The 22,130-nt window shown below is 45.9% G+C and carries 18 protein-coding genes; 13 read left to right on the top strand and 5 right to left on the bottom strand.

What is annotated here, in order from left to right; all coding sequences use genetic code 11:
- Window positions 1-5 precede the first annotated feature (5 nt).
- Window positions 6-512 carry a DUF2062 domain-containing protein gene (locus CWI78_RS01830; protein WP_126779696.1) on the bottom strand — a complete coding sequence of 169 codons (507 nt, stop codon included), beginning with the start codon at window positions 510-512 and terminating at the stop codon, window positions 6-8.
- A gap of 50 nt (window positions 513-562) precedes the next feature.
- Here CWI78_RS01830 and CWI78_RS01825 point away from each other — a divergent pair, with 50 nt between their 5' ends.
- The 5 genes from CWI78_RS01825 to kdsB are packed head-to-tail and all read left to right on the top strand — an operon-like array spanning window position 563 to window position 6,575.
- A complete protein-coding gene (locus tag CWI78_RS01825) occupies window positions 563-2,860 on the top strand; it encodes a DNA internalization-related competence protein ComEC/Rec2 (protein ID WP_126779694.1) in 2,298 nt (765 codons plus the stop codon).
- A 35-nt stretch (window positions 2,861-2,895) separates the two neighbouring features.
- A complete protein-coding gene (gene msbA / locus CWI78_RS01820; RefSeq protein ID WP_126779692.1) occupies window positions 2,896-4,644 on the top strand; it encodes a lipid A export permease/ATP-binding protein MsbA in 1,749 nt (582 codons plus the stop codon).
- Window positions 4,644-5,630: a tetraacyldisaccharide 4'-kinase gene (lpxK, locus tag CWI78_RS01815; protein ID WP_126779690.1), complete on the top strand. Its 987-nt coding sequence runs from the start codon at window positions 4,644-4,646 to the stop codon at window positions 5,628-5,630. The genes msbA and lpxK overlap by 1 nt, the downstream gene beginning before the upstream one ends.
- Entirely contained in the window at window positions 5,620-5,817 is a 198-nt protein-coding gene (locus CWI78_RS01810; RefSeq protein ID WP_126779688.1) for a Trm112 family protein, read from the top strand. The genes lpxK and CWI78_RS01810 overlap by 11 nt, the downstream gene beginning before the upstream one ends.
- Window positions 5,814-6,575, top strand: a complete 762-nt coding sequence (gene kdsB, locus CWI78_RS01805) for a 3-deoxy-manno-octulosonate cytidylyltransferase (RefSeq protein ID WP_126779686.1) — start codon at window positions 5,814-5,816, stop codon at window positions 6,573-6,575. The genes CWI78_RS01810 and kdsB overlap by 4 nt, the downstream gene beginning before the upstream one ends.
- Here the strand turns inward: kdsB and CWI78_RS01800 are convergent.
- Window positions 6,572-7,918 (bottom strand): KamA family radical SAM protein, encoded by a 1,347-nt coding sequence (locus CWI78_RS01800; RefSeq protein ID WP_126779684.1) that lies wholly within the window; start codon window positions 7,916-7,918, stop codon window positions 6,572-6,574. The two genes, kdsB and CWI78_RS01800, sit on opposite strands and share 4 nt — an antisense overlap.
- A 211-nt stretch (window positions 7,919-8,129) precedes the next feature.
- Window positions 8,130-9,410, bottom strand: a complete 1,281-nt coding sequence (gltA, locus tag CWI78_RS01795) for a citrate synthase (protein ID WP_126779682.1) — start codon at window positions 9,408-9,410, stop codon at window positions 8,130-8,132.
- Window positions 9,411-9,735: 325 nt separating this feature from the next.
- Here gltA and sdhC point away from each other — a divergent pair, with 325 nt between their 5' ends.
- The 8 genes from sdhC (at window position 9,736) to sucD (ending at window position 19,631) form a co-directional block, all read left to right on the top strand.
- Entirely contained in the window at window positions 9,736-10,110 is a 375-nt protein-coding gene (gene sdhC / locus CWI78_RS01790) for a succinate dehydrogenase, cytochrome b556 subunit (RefSeq protein WP_126779680.1), read from the top strand.
- Window positions 10,104-10,451, top strand: coding sequence for a succinate dehydrogenase, hydrophobic membrane anchor protein (gene sdhD, locus CWI78_RS01785; RefSeq protein WP_126779678.1), 348 nt, complete (start codon window positions 10,104-10,106; stop codon window positions 10,449-10,451). Before sdhC ends, sdhD begins: the two co-directional genes overlap by 7 nt.
- Entirely contained in the window at window positions 10,452-12,218 is a 1,767-nt protein-coding gene (gene sdhA, locus CWI78_RS01780; protein ID WP_126779676.1) for a succinate dehydrogenase flavoprotein subunit, read from the top strand. It abuts the gene before it with no gap.
- Window positions 12,219-12,233: 15 nt separating this feature from the next.
- The gene (locus CWI78_RS01775) at window positions 12,234-12,947 is read left to right on the top strand and encodes a succinate dehydrogenase iron-sulfur subunit (protein ID WP_126779674.1); all 714 of its coding nucleotides are present in this window, start codon (window positions 12,234-12,236) and stop codon (window positions 12,945-12,947) included.
- 110 nt (window positions 12,948-13,057) lie between these two features.
- Window positions 13,058-15,865, top strand: a complete 2,808-nt coding sequence (locus CWI78_RS01770; protein WP_126779672.1) for a 2-oxoglutarate dehydrogenase E1 component — start codon at window positions 13,058-13,060, stop codon at window positions 15,863-15,865.
- A gap of 13 nt (window positions 15,866-15,878) precedes the next feature.
- Window positions 15,879-17,456 carry a 2-oxoglutarate dehydrogenase complex dihydrolipoyllysine-residue succinyltransferase gene (gene odhB / locus CWI78_RS01765; RefSeq protein ID WP_126779670.1) on the top strand — a complete coding sequence of 526 codons (1,578 nt, stop codon included), beginning with the start codon at window positions 15,879-15,881 and terminating at the stop codon, window positions 17,454-17,456.
- Window positions 17,457-17,592: 136 nt separating this feature from the next.
- A complete protein-coding gene (gene sucC, locus CWI78_RS01760; RefSeq protein ID WP_054487379.1) occupies window positions 17,593-18,759 on the top strand; it encodes an ADP-forming succinate--CoA ligase subunit beta in 1,167 nt (388 codons plus the stop codon).
- The gene (gene sucD, locus CWI78_RS01755; RefSeq protein ID WP_054487381.1) at window positions 18,759-19,631 is read left to right on the top strand and encodes a succinate--CoA ligase subunit alpha; all 873 of its coding nucleotides are present in this window, start codon (window positions 18,759-18,761) and stop codon (window positions 19,629-19,631) included. Before sucC ends, sucD begins: the two co-directional genes overlap by 1 nt.
- A gap of 75 nt (window positions 19,632-19,706) precedes the next feature.
- Here sucD and CWI78_RS01750 read toward each other — a convergent pair whose 3' ends face one another.
- Both CWI78_RS01750 and CWI78_RS01745 read right to left on the bottom strand, forming a co-directional pair.
- Window positions 19,707-20,726 (bottom strand): alpha/beta hydrolase, encoded by a 1,020-nt coding sequence (locus CWI78_RS01750; protein WP_126779669.1) that lies wholly within the window; start codon window positions 20,724-20,726, stop codon window positions 19,707-19,709.
- Window positions 20,727-20,865: 139 nt separating this feature from the next.
- Window positions 20,866-21,963 (bottom strand): hypothetical protein, encoded by a 1,098-nt coding sequence (locus CWI78_RS01745; RefSeq protein WP_126779667.1) that lies wholly within the window; start codon window positions 21,961-21,963, stop codon window positions 20,866-20,868.
- Window positions 21,964-22,130: the final 167 nt, after the last annotated feature.

The following is a 22,130-nucleotide window of genomic DNA, read 5'->3' as shown; positions in this document are numbered from 1 at the left end:
TTGCTTTAAGGATTACGGCGCCGCCAGGCTTTAACGACCGACTGGCGCCAAAGTAGCCGAATGCCAACGTAGCCGATAAAACTGGATAAAGTGCCTAAAACTAAGCATCCAAGCAGAAATGCAGGACCTATGGTTGAAATGCTGTGCATCAGCCATTCCCAACTGGCTTCAAAAGCGAAAGGCTGTGGAGGCTCAGCTAACAGGGCATTCCCAACCAGATAACAAAGATAAAACATGGGTGGCATCGTTATTGGGTTAGAGACCCAGACAAGCCCCACTGAAAGTGGCAGATTGACGCGAAACGGAATGGCCGAAGCCGCTGCTAATAACATTTGAAAAGGGACAGGTATAAAGGCGCAAAATAAGCCTACCGCAAAAGCACCTGAAGCCGAACGCCTGTTCAGATGCCATAGGTTTGCATCGTGCAAAAGGCTGCCAAACAAGCGGATCGCTTTTGAATCACGCACTTTTTGATGATCAGGCATTAAGCGTTTAATGAAGCGTCTAGCCATAATATGACGTTTATTACCTATCCTGTTACTGCCCCACGGAAGGAGCAACGATGGATCGCTGGTTACTTGTATTTCTCGGCGGCATTCTATCCGCCTCATTACACTCTGACAGTAAATTCTGGCTCATTGTTTCAACTATCGCATTACTACTTTTGGCGATAGCTTACGCCTTTCTGAATTTGGGACAGAGAAGAATAAAACGGCGATCGACCGTACCACTACTGATGGCGTTATTTTGCGGTATTTTATGGGCTAATGCCAACCTTTATTGGCAAAATTTACGTGCCATACCAGACTCTCTAATGGATACCGAAAGCGAGTTAACCTTAATTGTTGATGAAATATCACGCCGCTACCCATATCACTTACGGGTAACGGGTAAGGTAGTCAGGCTTTTTGATGAGGCGTTGCCTTACTGGCAACAACCCAGAGTCCGGTTGAATTGGTATAGGGATAACCGAACCGACATGCCTAAAATCGGCCAGCGCTGGCAGCTGGGTGTGCGACTAAAGCAAGCAACCGATTATCGTAACCATGGTAGCTTCAGGTATCGACAATACTTACTGCGTAATAATATTTATGCCATTGGCACTATCCAACACGGAAAACCGGTGGCTGAGTCGGTTAGTTTGCGGCAAAGAATTTTTGACAAATTGACGCAGTCGGATCTGGCTCATCCGGGAATACTCGCCGCACTAACCATTGGCGAGCGCAGCTTACTGACGCCTGCAGTTCGTGAAACTTGGCAAAAAAACGGTTTGGCTCACAGTTTAGCGATATCAGGATTGCATCTTGGTATGGTTGCCGGTACTGCGATTTTGCTGTTTCGTTTCTGTTTTTGTTGTCTTCCAGTAGGTTTAAAGGCCCGGGAGCGGTTAAATACTCGCGTTGGGTCATTAGTTTTTGCGGCCTTTGTTACAATATTTTATGCCACCTTGGCCGATTTTCCCATATCCACAGTAAGAGCACTGACCATGTTTTTGGTTGTGCTCGCGCATGTGATTTTAAACCTTAAGGTGAGCCCGCTGAGTTTATTGTTGCGAGTCACCGTGTCAGTGTTGATCGTTGACGTACTTGCCTGGCAGGATCCGGGTTTTTGGTTGTCGATAACAGCCGTTGCCGCATTGTTTTTAGCAAGCTGGCGCTGGCAAAAAATCCGTGGGCGGTTTTCCACTATCAAAAACCTTTGGTCAATTCAGTGGCTGCTGCTTGTTGTGATGTCTCCGCTCTCGTTTCTGCTGTTTGGTGGATTTTCATTGCTGGCTCCAGTGGTCAACTTATTGGTGCTGCCGATTATCAGCTTCTGGCTACTTCCGCTGGCTTTAACCGGGACAGGTTTTGCTGTTTTTGATTCAAACTTTGCCGAAACTTTTTGGCAATTGGCTGAACTGCCCTTACGCTATGTTAATCCGATACTAGAGGTTTTGGCTGAACAGCCAGTTAATTGGCTGCAGTTGAATCAATGGCCAATAACCCGCGAAGCTCGCTTTGCTCTTCTACTGGCTCTTATCGCAGTCATATTAGTTCCGGTCAGGCATGTCTGGCAGCGCTTCGGCTTATTGCTGTGTTTACCTGTGTCTGTTTTCGCACTGTTTAATCAACGAGACGGTAACTTGCGCCTTCATGTTCTGGATGTGGGTCAGAGCCAGGCAGTGGTTCTGGAGAGAAATGGGCGGGCGATGTTAATTGACACTGGCATTGAATTTAATTCGGGTTTCAGCGTCGCAGAATCAGTTATTGAACCTTTTCTAAATTATCATGGTTTGGTTCCTGAATACGCCTTTATTAGTCACGGCGATAGTGATCATAACGGCGGTAGAGCGTTTCTTTCGCAGCGTTACCCTGAGTTACAGTGGCGGGGTGACGGCAGTGATACGCCATGCAAAGCTGATGACTCAGGCCAGTGGAACGGTATGGACTGGAGAGTGCTCTGGCCAACGAGTGACTCTCAAAGAACGATGCAATTAAGTAAAAATAACCGCTCATGCGTGTTAGTTTTTAGCTTTGGTGATTTCAGCGTTTTTCTGCCTGGCGATATCGAAATGCCAGCAGAGCAATTGCTGTTGGCAAGGCTAGATTCGCCTGCCGAAATCAGCTCCGATGTTATGCTTGTCCCGCATCATGGTAGTAAAACCTCAAGCAGTTGGCCGTTATTGCAAGCTGTCGATGCAGACATCTACTTGATTAGCTATGGCAGGCATCGTGGGTACCGTTTTCCGCACCGTTATACATTGAAGCGCCTTTCCCGCACTCATACGCCTTGGTTCGGCACCAAAGACAACGGGCAATTAACTATTATCAGTAACGGCAGTACATGGAGTTTGGAGTTACCCTTTGAAAACAGGTAGAATACTCAAAGTGTTAATAACTAATTTGAGACTACATGGATTCTCAGTTTAAGAAAAAGACCACCTTTAAACGTTTATTAGGCTATATCAAACCTTATAAAGCGGCTTTTATTGTTGCTGTTGTTTGCATGATTGGCTACGCAGGCATCGACACCTTATTCATATCTCAAATCAAAACTTTAATCGATGATGGACTGACAGAACAAAACTCTAACGTTCTCATCTATGGTGCGGTTTTTGTTCCTTTTATCTTCATTTTGCGTGGTTTACTTAACGTTGGTTCCAGTTATTTTTTGAATTGGGTTGGTTTTAAAGTTGTAACTAAAATGCGTCAGCAGTTGTTTGACCATATGATGAAGCTACCGGTAGGTTTTCACGACCAGCATTCCACCGGCGATTTAATTTCAAAAATAACCTATGACACCCAGCAGGTATCGGAAGCTAGTAGTCGGGCTGTTTTAGTTTTGGTTAAAGAAGGTGCATTCGTCATTGGGCTGTTAGGCCTGATGTTTTATCACAGCTGGCAATTATCGTTGGTGTTTTTAGTGATAGGCCCTTTAATTGCAAAAGTTGTCAGCGTTGTTTCTAGGCGTTTTCGTAAAGTGAGCGGCCGAATTCAAACCGCGATGGGTAATGTCACCACAACCGCAGAACAGATGATTAATGGCCATAAGGTTGTGGTCATGCATGAAGGGCAAGAAAAAGAGTCTGCACGCTTTTCTGAAATAAACAATATTACCCGTAATCAAAATATGAAACTGGTGAACACACGGGCTATCAGTACCTCGGTGATCCAGTTTATCGCATCCTTAAGCCTGTCGATGGTGTTAGTAATAGCGAGTTTCCCAGAAATGTTAGGTGAGCTTTCCGCGGGGGCTTTTACAACATTATTAGGGGCGATGCTGATGCTGTTGCGTCCGTTGAAACAGCTGACTAATGTAAACAGTGATTTTCAACGTGGTATTGCGGCTGCCACCAGTGTGTTTGAGATACTTGACGAGCCAATTGAAATCGACAAAGGGTCGCGAGCCATTGATCGTGCAGTAGGTGATATTGTCTTTGACGACGTGACTTTTGCTTATCAAAAAGACGATGAGCCGGCTCTTCAGCACATAAACTTTCGTGTTGATCGGGGCAAAACAGTAGCGCTGGTAGGACGTTCGGGCAGCGGTAAATCAACCATCTCTAATTTGCTTACCCGCTTCTATGACGTACAACAGGGACGGATTCTATTGGATGGTCATAATATTAATGATTACAAGTTGAAGTGTCTGAGACGTCAATTTGCATTGGTTTCTCAGCACGTAACCCTGTTTAACGACACGATCGCGAACAACATTGCTTATGGTGCAGTAAAAGATCTGTCTCGTGACGATATCATTAAAGCGGCGGAACAAGCTTATGTCACCGAGTTTACGGATAATATGCCGAAAGGGCTGGATACTATGGTGGGTGAAAACGGTGTTATGTTATCGGGGGGGCAACGTCAGCGTATTGCTATCGCCCGGGCACTGCTGCAGGACGCACCCATCTTAATTTTGGATGAAGCAACCTCGGCGCTGGATACGGAATCAGAGCGCCATATTCAGGATGCGTTGGGAACTCTGCGTCAGAACCGTACTGCTATTGTTATTGCTCACAGACTGTCGACCATTGAAAATGCGGATGAGATCCTGATTATGGACAGCGGTGAGATCATCGAACGTGGTACCCACGAACAATTATTGGAGCAGGAAGGCGCGTATTCTCAACTGTATAACCTGCAGTTTAGTGGGGGTGCCTAATGTGGCTTCAACAGCAGTGGTATAAAGCCAAGCTGCACCCCTTTCTTTATTTGCTTACACCACTGTCTTTGCTGTTTTGGCTTATTACCAATTTGCGCCGGAGCTTTTATTTTTCCGGCCTGGCTCCTCGTTATAAGGCGAAAGTTCCTGTCATTGTGGTGGGTAATATCAGTGTGGGTGGTACCGGGAAAACACCTCTGGTGGTTGCGCTATGTCAGTGGCTGAAAGAAGAGGGCTGGAAGCCGGGAATCATTAGTCGCGGTTATGGCGCCAAAGGACCTTTTCCTCATTCAGTTGCAGAGACTGATGAGCCAGCAAAAGTCGGAGATGAACCTTTGCTTATGCGTCGACGGACCGGCTGTCCGGTTATCATTGCCCCTAAGCGAGGAAAAGCGGCACAGTTGATGACAGAACAGCACCCGGACGTTGATGTGATTATTTGTGATGACGGCTTACAACATTATGCATTAAAGCGTGATATTGAGTTGATCATGTTAGATGCTGAAAGAGGAACCGGAAATGGTTGGTTATTACCTGCTGGTCCTTTACGAGAAGGCCCCTGGCGATTAAAAGGCGCTGACTGGGTCATTTCTAATTACGGTCGTCATGCTTTTGCCCGACACGTGGTGGATGTTGAGCCCGGCAGTTGGTTCCGGGTTGATAATAATGAGAAGGTTGAGCTCAAAACCGAGGATAAGTATAACGCGGTCGCTGGCATCGGCTATCCTCATCGATTTTTTAATTCGCTGGCAGACCAGGGAATTGAGCTAGAGAAAAGTCAGGCATTTGCCGATCATCATGTTTTTAGTGAGAGGGACTTTTCTCAATTAATGGGTAAGCCTATATTAATGACTGAAAAAGATGCCGGGAAGTGCCAACAATTTGCCCAGCCTGATTGGTATTACCAAACGATTGACGCGAAGCTGCCCGAAGTAATGAAAACCAATTTGCTTGTGGAGCTGGAAAGGAAGAAAAATGTCCATTGATAAAACAACATTAGCGATTTTGGCTTGCCCAAAGTGTAAAGGCAAGCTGACGTATTACACAGAAAAAGACGAATTGGTATGCAGGGGAGAGCGTCTGGCTTATCCGATTGATGAAAACATTCCGGTACTGTTAGCGGATAAAGCACGAGAACTGTCCGCACAAGAGTTAGAAAAGGTTCCTTCATGAGTTTTACCGTTGTTATTCCCGCTCGTTATGGCTCTAGCCGTTTGCCGGGTAAGCCTTTAGCAGACATTGCTGGCAAACCAATGATTCAACACGTGGTTGAAAGAGCGGAAGCCAGTGGCGCTGCGGAAGTGATTGTCGCAACTGATGATCTTCGGGTAAAAGAAGGCGTCGAGAAATTTGGTGGTCGCGTTATGATGACCTCCAGTGAACACACTTCGGGTACGGAGCGACTGGCAGAAGTTATCGAACAGCTGGCTCTGGCAGAAAATGAGGTGGTGGTTAATGTTCAGGGTGATGAGCCTTTCATTCCACCTGAGATTATTAGACAGGTAGCAGACAACTTAGCCAATCAGCGACAGGCGCCTATGGCAACGTTGGCCGTGCCGATTACCGATGCAGAGGATATTTTTAATCCTAATACGGTAAAAGTGGTTACTGATGCAGCCGGCTATGCATTGTACTTTAGTCGTGCGGCTATTCCCTGGGACAGAGAGCATTTTTCTGCCGACCGGGCAACAGATGTCGTTGTTGATCATTACCATCGACACATTGGTATTTATGCTTATCGGGCAGGTTTTGTGCGACGCTACATTGAGTGGCAGGCCAGTCCTATAGAGCAGCTTGAATCGTTAGAGCAACTGCGGGTACTTTGGCATGGTGAGCGTATTCACGTGGCTGAAGCCATTCTCGCACCGGCTACAGGTATTGATACTGAAGAAGACCTGCAGCGGGCACGAAAACGGGCAGGCGATGGTTAATCCATCGCTGACATTTTTGAATATTCGTCTTCAAAAAAGAACTTTTCTTCACCAAAGGCCGGTTTTAATTGATGCAACCAAGTTGCGTCCGGGTCATATTTAGCAAAGAAGGGGCGTTGCACCCAGTCAGGATTGCGCCCCTGAATAAAACGTAAAGCAAAGACTTTTTCGCCAGCTATTTCGGTCACGCCCTGAACTTCGACTTTACCCGGCCCCGCGCTCATTGAAGGGCCGCGAACTGTACGCGCAATACCCGACACTTGTTGGTAGGCCTTTTGGAATATTTCCCAGGTGCGCTCCAGCGGTACTTCAAAGTAACGTTTGGCGCCAGTATCCCGCTCAACAAACATATAGTACGGAATCATACCCAGCTGTACTTGCTTCTCCCACATAGAAGCCCAGACATCAGGATCATCATTAATGTGCTTAAGCAGCGGTGCCTGACAGCGTATTTGAGCGCCGGTGGCACGCAGGCGACGGATAGCTTCCTGACAAACCTCGGTACGCAGTTCATTGGGGTGGTTCAAATGCGCCATAATTGAAACGTGTTTGCCGCCGGCGACTAAACGCTCTAGCAAGCGCAGCATATCATCCGCATCCGGGTCAGTAATGAAGCGATATGGCCAGAAGGTCAGTGACTTGGTACCAATACGTATGGTTTTAATGTGCTCAAACTCTGGCTTAAGCAAATCTTCTAAATAATGTGCCAGTTTACGCGTGCGCATAACCATCGGATCGCCACCGGTAACCAACAGGTCGGTGACTTCTTTGTGCTGAGCCAAATAACGGTGCAATTGGTCGGCATCGTTTGAGTTAAACCGCGTTGCTTTACCGACAAACTGCGCCCAGCGGAAGCAAAAGGTGCAGTAAGAATGACAGTACTGACCCTGAGCCGGGAAGAAGAGTACCGTTTCGCGGTATTTGTGCTGCATTCCGGGCAGTGGTTCGCCATCAACATGCGGCACGTTCATTTGCATTTGCCCGGCAGGGTGAGGATTCATTTCATCGCGTAACTGGGTGGCTAAGTCAAACACTTCGTTAGTGGTATGCTTGCCCGACATCAAGTCGGCCATACGCTGGTATGCCGAGGGCTCCAGCATGTCTTTTTGTGGAAATGTCAGTTGAAACAGCGGGTCATTGGGTACATTTTCCCAGTCAATGAGTTCATTAAACACATACTCGTTAACTCTGAATGGCAGAACATTAGCAACAACTTTCATTTCAAAGCGCATGTCAGCAGGCACTTTTTTTAACGCCTCAATTTTATCTAATTGGCGATGCTGATATACCTTGAATTTGCGTGGTGTAATGATGGGTTGTTGTACATTAACTACTTGCTGCATAAGCCTCTCTGTAATTATCTGCAACCTGCTTAAGCACGTTGAAAATGAATTTGTCTGTCAGCTCTGTGGCGACCAACGAAATGCGACGTAGTATAAAGAAACTGAGGCCTGGTTGCACGTTCTGTAAGGGGTAAAAAGCGATGTACTCAAACTAATTAGCGATAGACATAAAAAAAGCGCTCAAATGAGCGCTTTTCAAAACGAACTTATCTTACTTTTTAATTGGTGAAAACTCGCGTTTTGTATAACCGGTATACAATTGACGTGGACGACCAATTTTCTGGTTCGCTTCACCCATCATTTCGTGCCAGTGAGAAACCCAGCCGACAGTACGTGATAGCGCAAAAATAACGGTGAACATATTGGTCGGAATACCAATCGCTTTCAGTACGATACCAGAGTAAAAATCAACGTTAGGGAAGAGTTTCTTCTCAATGAAGTAGTCGTCTTCCAGCGCGATACGCTCAAGTTCCATCGCGACGTCAAGTAATGGATCGTCACGGTTCAGTTCTTTTAATACTTCGTGGCAAGATTCGCGCATAACGGTAGCGCGAGGGTCGGTGTTCTTGTAAACACGGTGACCAAAGCCCATTAGACGGAACGGGTCGTTCTTGTCTTTTGCTTTCTCGATGTATTTTGGAATGTTCTCTACTGAGCCAATTTCAGCCAGCATGCGCAAACAAGCTTCGTTTGCACCACCGTGTGCAGGTCCCCATAAAGAAGCAACACCGGCCGCAATACAAGCGTATGGGTTTGCGCCAGAAGAACCGGCAAGGCGAACCGTTGAAGTTGATGCATTTTGCTCGTGGTCAGCATGCAAAGTAAAAATGCGATCCATAGCACGGGCAACGGCTGGGCTAATTTTGTAATCTTCAGCCGGTACAGAGAACATCATGTTCAGAAAGTTTTCTGCATAACCTAAGTCATTACGCGGGTATACGAACGGCTGCCCAATGCTGAATTTATACGCCATTGCTGCAATGGTTGGAATCTTAGCAATTAGGCGGTAAGCGCTGCGTAAACGTTGGTTTTCATCATGAATGTCTAAATCATCGTGATAGAAAGATGATAAAGCACCGGTTACCGCACAGAGCATTGCCATTGGGTGCGCGTCACGACGGAAGCCGTTAAAGAAGTTATGAATTCCCTGATGCACCATGGTGTGCTTAGTAATGGTGTCTTTAAATTCATGGTATTGCTTTTCGTCGGGCGCTTCGCCGTGTAACAGCATGTAGCAAACTTCTAAATAATCTGCCTTAGTTGCTAATTCGCCAATTGGGTAGCCGCGGTGCAGTAAAACTCCGTTCTCACCATCGATATAGGTGATAGCCGACTCGCAAGAGCCTGTAGCCAGGAACCCAGGGTCAAAGGTAAAGTAACCATGCTTGCCCAAAGTTCGGACGTCAACTACATCCTTGCCTGCCGCTGGTGAAAGTACCGGCAACTCAATGGATTGGCCGTCAATCTGTAAAGTGGCTTTACGATCAGCCATAAGGAATTCTCCTCACTGTCTACTTTGAAAAAGTGCGCTAATTTAACTCGATCATGCCCTTAAATGTCAATTTTAATCGGGGAACATGAACCAATTATAGTCAAACATACGTAATAAACATGACGAAAAGATTACTCAGATTGAACAATTACAGAGTTGCGTTAGACTTTAGTAGTAGAGCGTATTAACTGAGCGCTCAAATCTGAGTTTGTCGTTGTAATTAATAGCTTGGCTAGATATACTTTGCGCCGTATTGGTGGCATGTATCTGTGTCGCGCAAACGAAAATTGCATTTCTTTTGTGCTTTATTAAAAGGCAATCTATCGTGAAAAAAGAAAGACCTGTTAATTTAGACTTATCAACTATCAAGTTTCCTGCCGCTGCCAAAGCATCCATACTGCACCGTATTTCTGGTGTTGTTATGCTGTTCTCTCTGGCATTTTTAATTTGGGCTTTTGCCGTGTCACTTAGCGGTCCTGAAGGTTTTGCTCAAATCGAGAGTATCATGACCAGCTTTATTGCGAAGTTTATTGGCTGGGGTATTTTGACAGCGCTAGGATTTCACTTAATCATCGGTCTGCGTCACCTAGTAATGGACATGGGCTACTGGGAAGAACTCGATTCGGGAAGAATTAGCGCAACGATTTCAATTGCACTTTCTGTCATTCTTTCCGTGCTAGTAGGAGTTTGGCTATGGTAACAGCAGCAGCTACTTTTGGTCGTAGTGGTACTCATGACTTTATCTTATTGAGAGCCAGCGCGATTGTATTGGTTTTATACACACTGTTCATGGCAGGGTTCTTCCTTTCTACGCCAGATGTAACTTATCAAGTGTGGAATGGTCTGTTTGCCAATATCTGGATGAAAGTCTTTACCATGCTGGCACTGTCCGCTGTATTGATTCACGGCTGGATTGGTATCTGGCAGGTGTCAACAGACTATGTGAAAGCGGCTGGTTTAAGAGCTTTTATCCAATTAGTTTTCAGCGTTGGTCTTATCGCTGTTTGGCTCACTGGCTTATTCGTACTGTGGGGTGTTTAAGTGAACGTTAAAACTTTAGAATTTGATGCCGTGGTGATTGGTGCTGGCGGTGCCGGCATGCGAGCAGCACTGCAAATTTCCCAAGAGGGAATGAGTTGTGCGTTGATGTCCAAAGTATTTCCAACGCGCTCTCACACCGTTTCTGCGCAAGGTGGTATTACCGTTGCTTTAGGTAATGCACACGAAGATGACTGGCAGTGGCACATGTTCGATACCGTCAAAGGGTCAGACTACATTGGTGACCAGGACGCTATCGAATACATGTGTAAAGCTGGCCCTGAAGCTGTTCTTGAGCTGGAAAACATGGGGTTACCTTTCTCACGTTTTGAAAACGGCAAAGTTTACCAGCGTCCATTCGGTGGCCAGTCAAAAGAATTTGGCGGCGAGCAGGCCGCTCGTACAGCCGCAGCTGCGGACCGTACAGGTCACGCTTTATTGCACTTGCTGTATCAACAAAACGTTAAGAATAAAACCACCGTATTTTCTGAGTGGTATGCACTCGATTTAGTGAAGAACCAGGACGGCGCAGTAACCGGTGTTACCACGCTGAATATTGAAACTGGTGAAGTTTATTATGTAAAAGCTAAGTCTGTTGTTCTTGCTACTGGTGGTGCAGGTCGAATTTATGCATCAACAACCAACGCGCACATTAATACCGGTGATGGTGTCGGCATGGCGTTACGTGCCGGTGTTCCGGTACAAGATATGGAGATGTGGCAGTTCCACCCAACGGGTATTGCTGGCTCTGGCTGTCTGGTAACTGAAGGTTGCCGGGGTGAGGGTGGTTACCTGTTGAATAAAGACGGCGAACGTTTCATGGAACGTTATGCACCCAATGCGAAAGACCTTGCCTCACGTGACGTTGTTGCTCGTTCAATGATGACAGAAATCCGTGAAGGGCGCGCTTGTGAAGGCCCGTGGGGACCTCATCTTAAACTTAAGCTGGACCACCTGGGTAAAGAAACACTGGAAAGTCGTCTTCCGGGCGTTTGTGATTTGTCTCGTACCTTCGCGCACGTCGACCCGGTAAAAGAACCTATTCCTGTTATCCCAACCTGTCACTATATGATGGGTGGTATTCCGACCGACGTTCATGGTCAGGCTCTTACCGTTGATGACAAAGGTGAAACCAAGCCCGTACCTGGTTTGTTTGCTTGTGGTGAAATTGCTTGTGTATCCGTACACGGCGCTAACCGTCTGGGCGGTAACTCACTGCTTGATTTGGTTGTCTTTGGTCGTGCTACCGGTATGCGTTTAGGCGAAACCCTAGCGGCCAACAGTGAAGCTCGCGAATCGTCGGATTCCGATGTTGAGCAAGCAATGGCTCGTTTCAACCGTTGGGAAAATACGCAGAAAGGTGAAGACCCTGCACAAATTAAGAAAGACTTGCAGAACTGCATGCAGATGAACTTCTCTGTTTTCCGTGAAGGCGATGCGATGGCTGACGGCCTGAAAGAATTGAAAGAGATTCGTGAGCGTCTGAAGCATGCGCGTTTAGATGACACGTCTAAAGAGTTTAATACGCAACGCGTTGAATGTATGGAACTGGATAACCTTATGGAAACTGCATACTCAACAGCGGTTTCAGCAAACTTCCGTACAGAAAGTCGTGGTGCTCACAGTCGTGCAGACTATCCGGATCGTGATGACGAAAAATGGTTGGTTCACACCGTTTATCGTCCAGAATCGGAAGATATGGTGACTCGTCAGGTTAATATGGCACCTAAACTGCGCGAAGCTTTCCCTCCGAAAGCTCGTACGTACTAATAGAGGGGTTCAACGATGAAAACATTGAACATTTCGATTTATCGTTACAACCCGGATGTTGATGACGCGCCATACATGAAAGATTACACCCTAGAGGTGGAAGAAAATCAGGACATGATGGTGCTGGACTTGCTTATTAAACTGAAAGAGCAAGATCCATCGTTGGCGTTCCGGCGGTCATGCCGAGAAGGCGTTTGTGGTTCAGATGGCCTGAACCTAAATGGCAAAAACGGCTTGGCCTGTATTACTCCAACTTCTGCTCTTAAAGGCAGTAAGATTGTGATCCGTCCGTTGCCCGGGTTGCCGGTTATTCGCGATTTGATTGTTGATATGAGTCAGTTCTATCAGCAATACGAGAAGATCAAACCGTACCTAATTAACGACGAGAAAACGCCGCCAGCGCGTGAACGACTACAGTCACCAGAAGAGCGTGCTAAGCTTGATGGTCTGTATGAATGTATTCTATGTGCATGTTGTTCATCATCGTGCCCATCGTTTTGGTGGAACCCGGATAAATTTGTGGGTCCTGCTGGTTTGTTGCAGGCGTATCGATTCTTAATTGACAGTCGGGATACCGCAACGAATGAGCGTTTGGATGATCTTGATGACGCCTTCAGTGTCTTCCGTTGTCACGGAATCATGAACTGCGTCAATGTTTGTCCAAAAGGACTGAATCCGACGAAGGCTATTGGACACATTAAATCGATGCTTTTGAACCGCGCAATTTAACTTGTTAAATTGTTGCGTCAGTTCAAGCGGTTGATGTTGTGGATAGCCATCCCACAAAGGATGGCTATTTTTTTATAAAAACGGTTTACTATTCAGGTGAAGGAAACGCAATGCAAGATGGTGTAATGCGTGAATGGTTAGAAACATCGCATCTAGCCGGTGGTAACGTTGCCTACATTGAACAAATGTTTGAGGCGTATCTGGATGATCCGACGGCAGTCAGTGATGAATGGCGTCAAATGTTCGATGCGTTGCCGAAAGAAAACCACATCGTTGATACCAAAATCAGCGAAGTGAGAGAGCAGTTCCGCGAAGCAGCAAAGAATAAGCTTAAGCAATCTCAAACAGGTAGTACGACTGCCGCTGATCAAAAGCAGGTTAAAGTTTTACAGCTCATCAATGCTTACCGATTCCGCGGTCATCAGCATGCCAATCTTGATCCTCTCGGTTTATGGAAACAGGAAACCGTTCCAGATTTGTCATTAAACTTCCACGATTTAAGTAAAGATGACTTAGAACGCGAGTTTAATGTGGGCTCTCTAGCGGTCGGCAAAGACACAATGAAGCTGAGTGATATTCACGAAGCGCTGGAAAGTATTTATTGTGGTTCTGTCGGTGCTGAGTACATGCACATTGTTTCAACCGAGGAAAAACGCTGGATTCAGCAACGGTTAGAAGGTGTTCTTGGCAAGCCAAAATTTGAAAAAGAACAGCAGACCAAAATTCTGAAAGAGCTGATCGCAGCTGATGGAATGGAAAAGTATCTGGGGTCTAAATTCCCGGGTGCTAAACGCTTCTCGCTGGAAGGCGGTGACAGTCTCGTTCCGTTGTTAAAAGAACTTATTTCACGCTCGGGTGAGCAGGGTGCCAAAGAAGTGGTTATTGGCATGGCGCACCGGGGGCGGTTGAACGTTTTAGTTAACGTTCTGGGTAAAAAACCACAAGACTTATTCGACGAATTCGCCGGTAAGCACGACAGCACAAAAGGCTCAGGTGATGTTAAATACCACATGGGCTTCTCTTCTGACTACGCTACGCCGGGCGGTGATGTCCACTTAGCATTAGCGTTTAACCCGTCACATTTGGAAATTGTCAATCCGGTAGTTATGGGCTCAGTCAGAGCGCGTATGGATCGTTTGCAAGATCCAGAAGGCAAAAAAGTACTACCAATTACCATTCACGGTGATGCAGCTGTTGCTGGACAGGGCGTAGTACAAGAAACCTTTAATATGTCGCAGACACGAGCTTATCGTGTTGGCGGTTCGGTTCGAATTGTTATTAATAACCAGGTCGGTTTTACCACAGCAAAGCAAGAAGATGCACGCTCTACTCAGTACTGTACTGACATAGCAAAAATGGTGCAGGCGCCTATCTTCCATGTGAATGCGGATGACCCGGAAGCGGTAGTTTTTGTCACTCAGTTAGCACTAGATTACCGTAATGCGTTTCAACGTGATGTGGTTATCGATTTGGTTTGTTATCGCCGTCACGGGCATAACGAAGCCGACGAACCAAGTGCAACACAACCATTAATGTACGCTAAAGTTAAAAAGCAGCCGGTGGCTCGTGAACTTTATGGCAAAGAGTTAATTAAAAAATCGATAGTTGATGAAGACACTGCCAAACAGTGGATGTCTGATTATCGTGATGCATTAGATAAAGGCGAAGTAGTGGTTGATGAGCATCGCCCTATGCGTCAGCACTCCGTTGACTGGTCACCGTATGTTGGTAATGACTGGGACGTTGAGTACGACTACAAAGTGTCGATTAAAAAGCTAAAAGATCTGGGTAAAAAAATCACAGAATACCCAGAAGAACATAAGCTAAACTCACGCGTTGCTAAGGTTTATCAAGAGCGTCTGAAGATGGCGAAAGGCGATAAATCAATGGACTGGGGTTTTGCAGAAACCTTAGCCTATGCCACCTTGGTAAACGACGGTACACATATTCGTCTGACAGGCCAGGACAGTGGACGTGGTACTTTCTTCCACCGTCATGCTGTGTTGCATAATCAGGAAGATGCGTCGACTTATATGCCTCTGAATAATCTGGGATCAGAGCAGGGCCAGATTGAAATTTACGACTCAGTGCTATCGGAAGCTGCCGTTGTTGCTTTTGAATATGGTTACGCCACAGCAGAACCAAAAGCGTTGGTCATGTGGGAAGCGCAGTTTGGTGACTTCGTAAACGGTGCTCAGGTGGTTATTGACCAGTTCTTGAGCTCTGGTGAACAGAAGTGGGGTCGTTTGTGTGGTCTGACACTATTGTTACCGCACGGTTACGAAGGTCAGGGGCCGGAACACAGTTCGGCACGCCTGGAGCGTTTCTTGCAGCTTTCAGCTGATCACAACTGGTCAGTGTGTGTGCCAACGACGCCGGCACAGGTTTTCCATATGATCCGTCGTCAACACTTGCGCCCTGTGCGCAGACCTTTGGTTGTGATGACGCCTAAATCATTATTACGTCATCCGTTAGCCGTTTCAGAAATGGACGATTTAGCGGATCACGGGTTCCAGAATGCGATTGCTGAAATTGACGATCTGAACCCGAAAAAAGTAAAACGCGTGGTATTTTGCTCTGGTAAAGTCTACTACGACTTACTGAAAGAACGCCGCGAACGCGAACAAGAAGATGTTGCCCTTATTCGTATTGAACAGCTTTACCCGTTCCCTGCGGAAGAAGTGGCAGAAATTATGAAAGATTATCAGCACGTTAAAGATTTTGTCTGGTGTCAGGAAGAGCCTCAGAACCAAGGCGCATGGTATAGCAGCCAGCACCACTTCTGGGCCGCAATTCCTAAAGGAGCTCAGTTGTCTTATCGTGGTCGTAGTGCGTCAGCCGCACCAGCGGTCGGATACATATCAGAGCACAACAAGCAGCAGCAAAAACTTGTTGACGAAGCGCTAACCATTAAATAGGTGAAGATGAACCATGGCGATTGATATAAAAGTTCCTCAATTACCCGAGTCTGTTGCAGATGCAACCATTGCAACATGGCACGTAAAACCTGGCGATAAAGTGTCTCGCGACCAGAATCTGGTTGACATCGAAACCGACAAGGTAGTGCTTGAAGTTGTCGCGGAAGCGGACGGTGTGCTTGGCGAAATTACCGCCGACGAAGGCACCACAGTAACTGCTGAAGAAGTCATCGGTAAAATTGAAGAAGGTGACGGTGAGTCAGCTTCTGATGATAAATCAGAAGACAAAGGCTCAGACGACAAAGAAGATAAGAAAGAGAAATCAGAGAAGAAAGAATCTGACTCTTCGGATAAGAAAGGCTCTGGTGAAAAGATGGACGTTAAAGTTCCTCAGTTACCAGAATCTGTCTCCGATGCAACAATCTCAACATGGCACGTAAAAGCTGGCGACGCAGTCAAACGTGACCAGAACCTGGTTGATATTGAAACCGACAAGGTGGTTCTGGAAGTCGTTGCTCCGGCTGATGGCGTTTTAGCTGAAATTAAGCATGAAGAAGGCGCAACAGTCGGTGCTGATGACGTTATCGGTATAGTAGAAGCCGGTGGCTCTGCTAGTTCAGGTTCAAGCAAATCTGATGAGAGCAAATCCGAATCTTCTTCAGAAAGTAAAGGTGAGAGCAAAGACGACGGCGGTGATAACGAAGTAGCGGGTCCTGCGGTTCGTCGCTTGCTCGGTGAGCACAGCCTTAAGCCAAGTGATGTTAAAGGCACGGGCAAAGGCGGTCGCGTCACTAAAGAAGACGTTGAGAAACACGTGAAAGGTCAGTCTTCGTCTAAATCATCTGACAGTAGCAGCAAGCAACAGTCTTCACAGCCTGCGGTTTCAGGTGACCGAGACCAGAAGCGCGTACCAATGACACGTCTGCGTAAACGTATCGCAGAACGTCTGTTGCAAGCGAAGAACGACACGGCCATGTTGACCACGTTTAACGAAATCAACATGAAGCCTATTATGGACTTGCGTAAGAAATACAAAGACGTGTTTGAAGAAACGCACGGCACGCGTCTTGGCTTTATGGGCTTTTACGTCAAAGCGGTAACAGAAGCACTGAAACGCTTCCCTGACGTGAACGCATCGATTGATGGCGATGATATTGTTTATCACAACTTCTTCGACATCAGTATTGCAGTATCGACACCTCGTGGTCTGGTAACGCCAGTTCTGCGTGATACTGACCGCTTAAGCATTGCGGACATGGAAAACGGTATTCGTGACTTGGCTATCAAAGGTCGTGACGGTAAGTTGACCATGGACGAAATGCAGGGTGGTAACTTCACCATCACTAACGGCGGCGTATTTGGCTCGCTGTTATCGACACCAATCTTGAACCCACCACAAAGCGCTATTCTGGGTATGCACAAAATTCAGGAGCGTGCCATGGTGGTGGACGGTAAGATTGAAATCTTACCGATGATGTACTTAGCTCTCTCTTATGACCATCGAATTATTGATGGTAAACAATCGGTAGGTTTCCTGGTTACCGTGAAAGAGTTATTGGAAGATCCTCAACGTCTTATCCTGGATATCTAAAGACGCTGAGAACCAGCCGCAACGCTAATTGAGCTTGCGGCTGTTAATTATGCGCCGATCACGTTAAAATTCGGCGCGGTATTCGGGTAGGCAGCACTTCGCTGCTTAAGTTGTTTCAACGAATCGGAAGAGCATCATGAATTTGCATGAGTATCAGGGTAAGCAACTCTTTAAAGAGTTTGGTTTACCAGTATCTGAAGGTTTTGCTTGCGACACTGCTGATGAAGCGGTAGAAGCGGCAAAACGTATTGGTGGCGACATTTGGGTCGTCAAATGTCAGGTTCACGCAGGCGGCCGCGGTAAAGCGGGTGGCGTGAAATTAGTGAAGAGTTTAGACGATGTTCGCGCATTTGCTGAACAGTGGTTAGGTAAAAACTTAGTCACTTTCCAGACCGACGAAAAAGGTCAGCCGGTTGCTAAGATTTTAGTTGAAAGCTGCACAGACATTGCAGACGAGCTTTACTTAGGTGCAGTTGTTGACCGTGCTTCACGCAAAATCGTGTTCATGGCATCGACCGAAGGCGGCGTAGAAATTGAAACCGTTGCTGAAGAAACACCTGAAAAAATCCTGAAAGCTGAAATTGATCCGACGGTCGGCGCGCAGCCATACCAAGGTCGCGAATTAGGCTTTAAACTGGGTCTGACTCCAGATCAGGTTAAGCAATTTACTAAGGTCTTCTTAGGCCTGGCTAAGATGTTCGAACAGTACGACTTGGCCCTGTTAGAAATTAACCCGCTGGTTATCACTGACGAAGGCAACGTTCACTGTCTGGATGCGAAAGTCGGTATCGACAGCAACGCATTGTACCGTCAGCCTAAAATCCGTGAAATGCACGATCCGTCACAAGACGACGCACGTGAAGCAGAAGCGGCTAAATGGGAACTGAACTACGTAGCATTAGACGGCAACATCGGTTGCATGGTTAATGGTGCTGGTTTGGCGATGGGTACAATGGACATCGTTAAACTGAGTGGCGGCGAACCAGCTAACTTCCTTGATGTTGGTGGCGGCGCGACAAAAGAACGTGTTTCTGAAGCGTTCAAAATTATCCTGTCTGACAGCTCAGTGAAAGCCGTATTTGTTAATATTTTCGGCGGTATCGTACGTTGCGATATGATTGCTGAAGGTATCATCGGTGCTGTTGAAGAAGTGGGCGTTAAAGTACCAGTGGTTGTTCGTCTTGAAGGTAACAACGCTGAACTGGGTACCCAGAAATTGAACGAAAGTGGCCTGAACATTATCGCTGCAGAGAGCTTATCTGATGCTGCCGATAAAGTGGTTGCTGCGGCAGGAGGTCAATAATGAGCATTTTGATCGATAAAAATACCAAAGTTATCTGCCAGGGTTTTACTGGCGGTCAGGGTACTTTCCACTCTGAGCAAGCCATTGCTTACGGTACGCAAATGGTTGGCGGTGTGACACCGGGCAAAGGTGGTCAAGAGCACTTAGGCCTGCCTGTATTCAACACTGTAAAAGAAGCCGTAGAAGCAACTGGCGCAACTGCATCCGTTATCTACGTACCAGCACCTTTCTGTAAAGACTCAATCATCGAAGCAGCAGACGCTGGTATCGAACTGATTGTTTGTATTACTGAAGGCATTCCGACACTGGATATGCTGTACGTAAAAGAATATCTGACGCACAAAGGCGTGCGCATGATCGGTCCAAACTGCCCGGGTGTCATCACTCCGGACGAGTGCAAAATCGGTATCATGCCTGGCCACATCCACAAGAAAGGTAAAGTGGGTATCGTGTCACGTTCAGGTACATTAACGTACGAAGCGGTTAAGCAGACTACTGACGCAGGTTTTGGTCAGTCTAGCTGTGTTGGTATCGGTGGCGACCCTATCCCGGGTTCTAACTTCATCGATATTCTGGAACTGTTTGAAAAAGATCCAGAAACCGAAGCTATCGTAATGATTGGTGAAATCGGCGGAACAGCAGAAGAAGAAGCGGCAGAGTACATTAAAAACAATGTCTCTAAGCCGGTTGTTTCTTACATTGCTGGTGTTACTGCGCCTCCGGGCAAACGTATGGGCCACGCTGGTGCCATCATTGCAGGCGGTAAAGGTACTGCTGACGAGAAATTTGCTGCACTTGAAGCAGCAGGCGTTAAAACTGTACGCAGCCTGGCCGAAATTGGCAAAGCTGTTGCAGAGAAAACTGGCTGGTAATAACTCGCCAACGCTTAAACAAAACCCGGCCTTCGCGCCGGGTTTTTTGTTGCTCAGCAACAAGTAAGCTTGCTCTTAGAAGTGAGTGTTTAGCCAGTCGTTAATGTCTTTATCCATAACGTCGTCATAAGCCATCATGAGAAGATGGAAACGCTCCGGCAACATTTTTAAGGTTACATTCGGTAAACTAGTTGCGGAATCGATTTCGTTAAAATCGCTCACAACGTCATTTTGGCCTGATAAAATCAGTGTGGGTACCTGCCTATTTTTTGGTAAGGTTTTTAGAATAGAAGGTGTAGCAATACTTTCTGAAGTCACATTAGAGTCAACCAGAGTTTTTTCAATATTATCGTGTAGCCAACCTTCGGGAATGAGCTTTATTAAACCGCTATGATAACGTTTGTGAAAGTTCATAGCTGCGCTAGTGAAACTTGTCATTGGAGCTACTGCGACAAATGCATCGACACCTTCGTATTTTTGAATGTATTGTGCTGCTATTGAGGCACCATAAGACTTCCCGTATAAGATCAGTCGTTGCTCGTTATTGAGTGAGTACTCTTCAATAATAGTGTGAATACGCTCTATATCCTTGGGCCCAAAGCTAATTGGGCCATCTGTACTGCTACCATGTCCTAATAGTTCAACAACAATAGTGTCATAACCTTTGAGTTGCCATGCGGTACTATCAAAAAAGAGCTGCTTTTGAGTGGCACTGTACGCGTGAAGGAGTACAACTAGACCGTTATTATTTTTTCTCTCGGGTGGCGATTGGTTTTTGCCAGTAAATTCTAGTTCATACAGTCGCTTTTCCCCGGACGATGTATTAGTCAAAGTAAATGAGACCTCTAACTTGGGAATTAAATAATCCTCATCTAATTTACTTGAATCTCCAAAGAGATAGGGGATGGCGTTACCTTGAGAGGAGTTAGCTAGCTTGAATTCGAGATTATGCTCTTCAAGCAATTGCTCATAAGACGCTCCTTCAACTTCTACGCGCTCACTATATGGGTAAAGAATCTGTTGAGAAACTATAGAACTGCAACCAGACAATAAAGTAATGGCAATACTCAAAGCAAGAACAGAAGTCCATTTCATCGCTGTATCCTTTTAATATGCAAGTGGCTGGCGGGTATCTGTGACACTTTCATCAGCTTTATTTAATAATATTGGACCTGAATAGATGAAAATGCGCTTAACGAATTAATTCTAGTGATTTTAGTGTCCATTCTAGTCATTATCTAAGATCCTGAATTAGAGATTTATTTTCTACGAGAGAGCAACTGGAACCTAAAGTCATGCGGGTCGTACTCTCTGCATCAGAGTAAATATAAGAGCACAACTGCCGTTTTTCTCCGTCGATTTTATTAAAGTTAGCTTTAGGTATTACTTTGGTTTGTTTAACAATTGGCATTCCCCGTATTTCATTCATAGCAACCACGGTGCAATTTGAAACTTCACCACCAAAACTGCTAAGCGTGCCAAGAGAAACGTCACCCAGTTTCGTGAAAACAGAATTTGGATTAATGGCCAGGTTATTTTCACTTAATGAGAGAGTAAAAGCCGCCTCAGCCGAGGTATCAGTTGCCTTGAACTGAAGACGAATGGTTTGCTTATGATCAAATACCCTTTTAACTAAATAGAGGGAGTGTTCGTTATGAGAGCCTCTTATAAAGAGTTCACCATTTTTTAATGTGTAATCATCCGGCTGAAGAGTGAGCTTTTGTTTGTCAAAAAGCTCATAGGATTTCTCTAGCAGTCGCTTAGTTATACCTTCGGAGTGTATCGCCTTTAGTGATAAATAGCCGGGAGCATCGCGACAGACATCACTGTAGTTATTGAACCCCTCTAAAGCCTCTTGCTTAGGAAAAATGGAAGGTTCACCAGGTTTATTAATCCACTTGTTAAACGAACCTAGTGAATCAAATGACAAGCTCAACTGCTTAGCAATGGTATCGATTTTTTCATTAAGTGATTTATTGAAAGAGAGTAGTTTATCTGCCAGCCTCTCCTCCTCTTCGGAAGCGGTATCATCAACTATGTTGAACACCGTTTCCGGTAGATTAAGGTGAGGCTTGGAGCCTTTAGGTACGAGTTTAAAAACGTTGTATTCTGACGTTTGTGATTGAAAAACCAAAAATTTATAACTAAGAGAATCATTGTGATAGTTAACTTGTGATTCGCCATCAACCGCAACTTCCATGTCATTTAAGAACCACCCCCGAACCTCTCTTGCTGAGCAATCTTTGCAGCTCATGACAAAGGTAGGAACCTCTTGAGCCTTAAGCGTTGAGGCAAAACATACTAGCAATAAGGTGATTATTATCTTAACCATAGTAACTTTCGTTTATTGGGTGTGTAATTTTAGTTTTAATTAACATATTATTAACAGGTGGTTGAGTCAATGCTCTTCGCTAACTTAGAGAGGCTGTTCCTGGGTTTGACGCCAATAATTTGAAATGCATACCAATTCGCTGAGTGCGTACTGAGTGTCAGAAAGTG

This window comes from Idiomarina ramblicola (assembly GCF_003987255.1).
In the GTDB taxonomy this organism is placed as follows: domain Bacteria; phylum Pseudomonadota; class Gammaproteobacteria; order Enterobacterales; family Alteromonadaceae; genus Idiomarina; species Idiomarina ramblicola.
The sequence above is the reverse complement of the archived record's forward strand: the minus strand, read 5'-3'. Positions and strand labels throughout refer to the sequence as shown.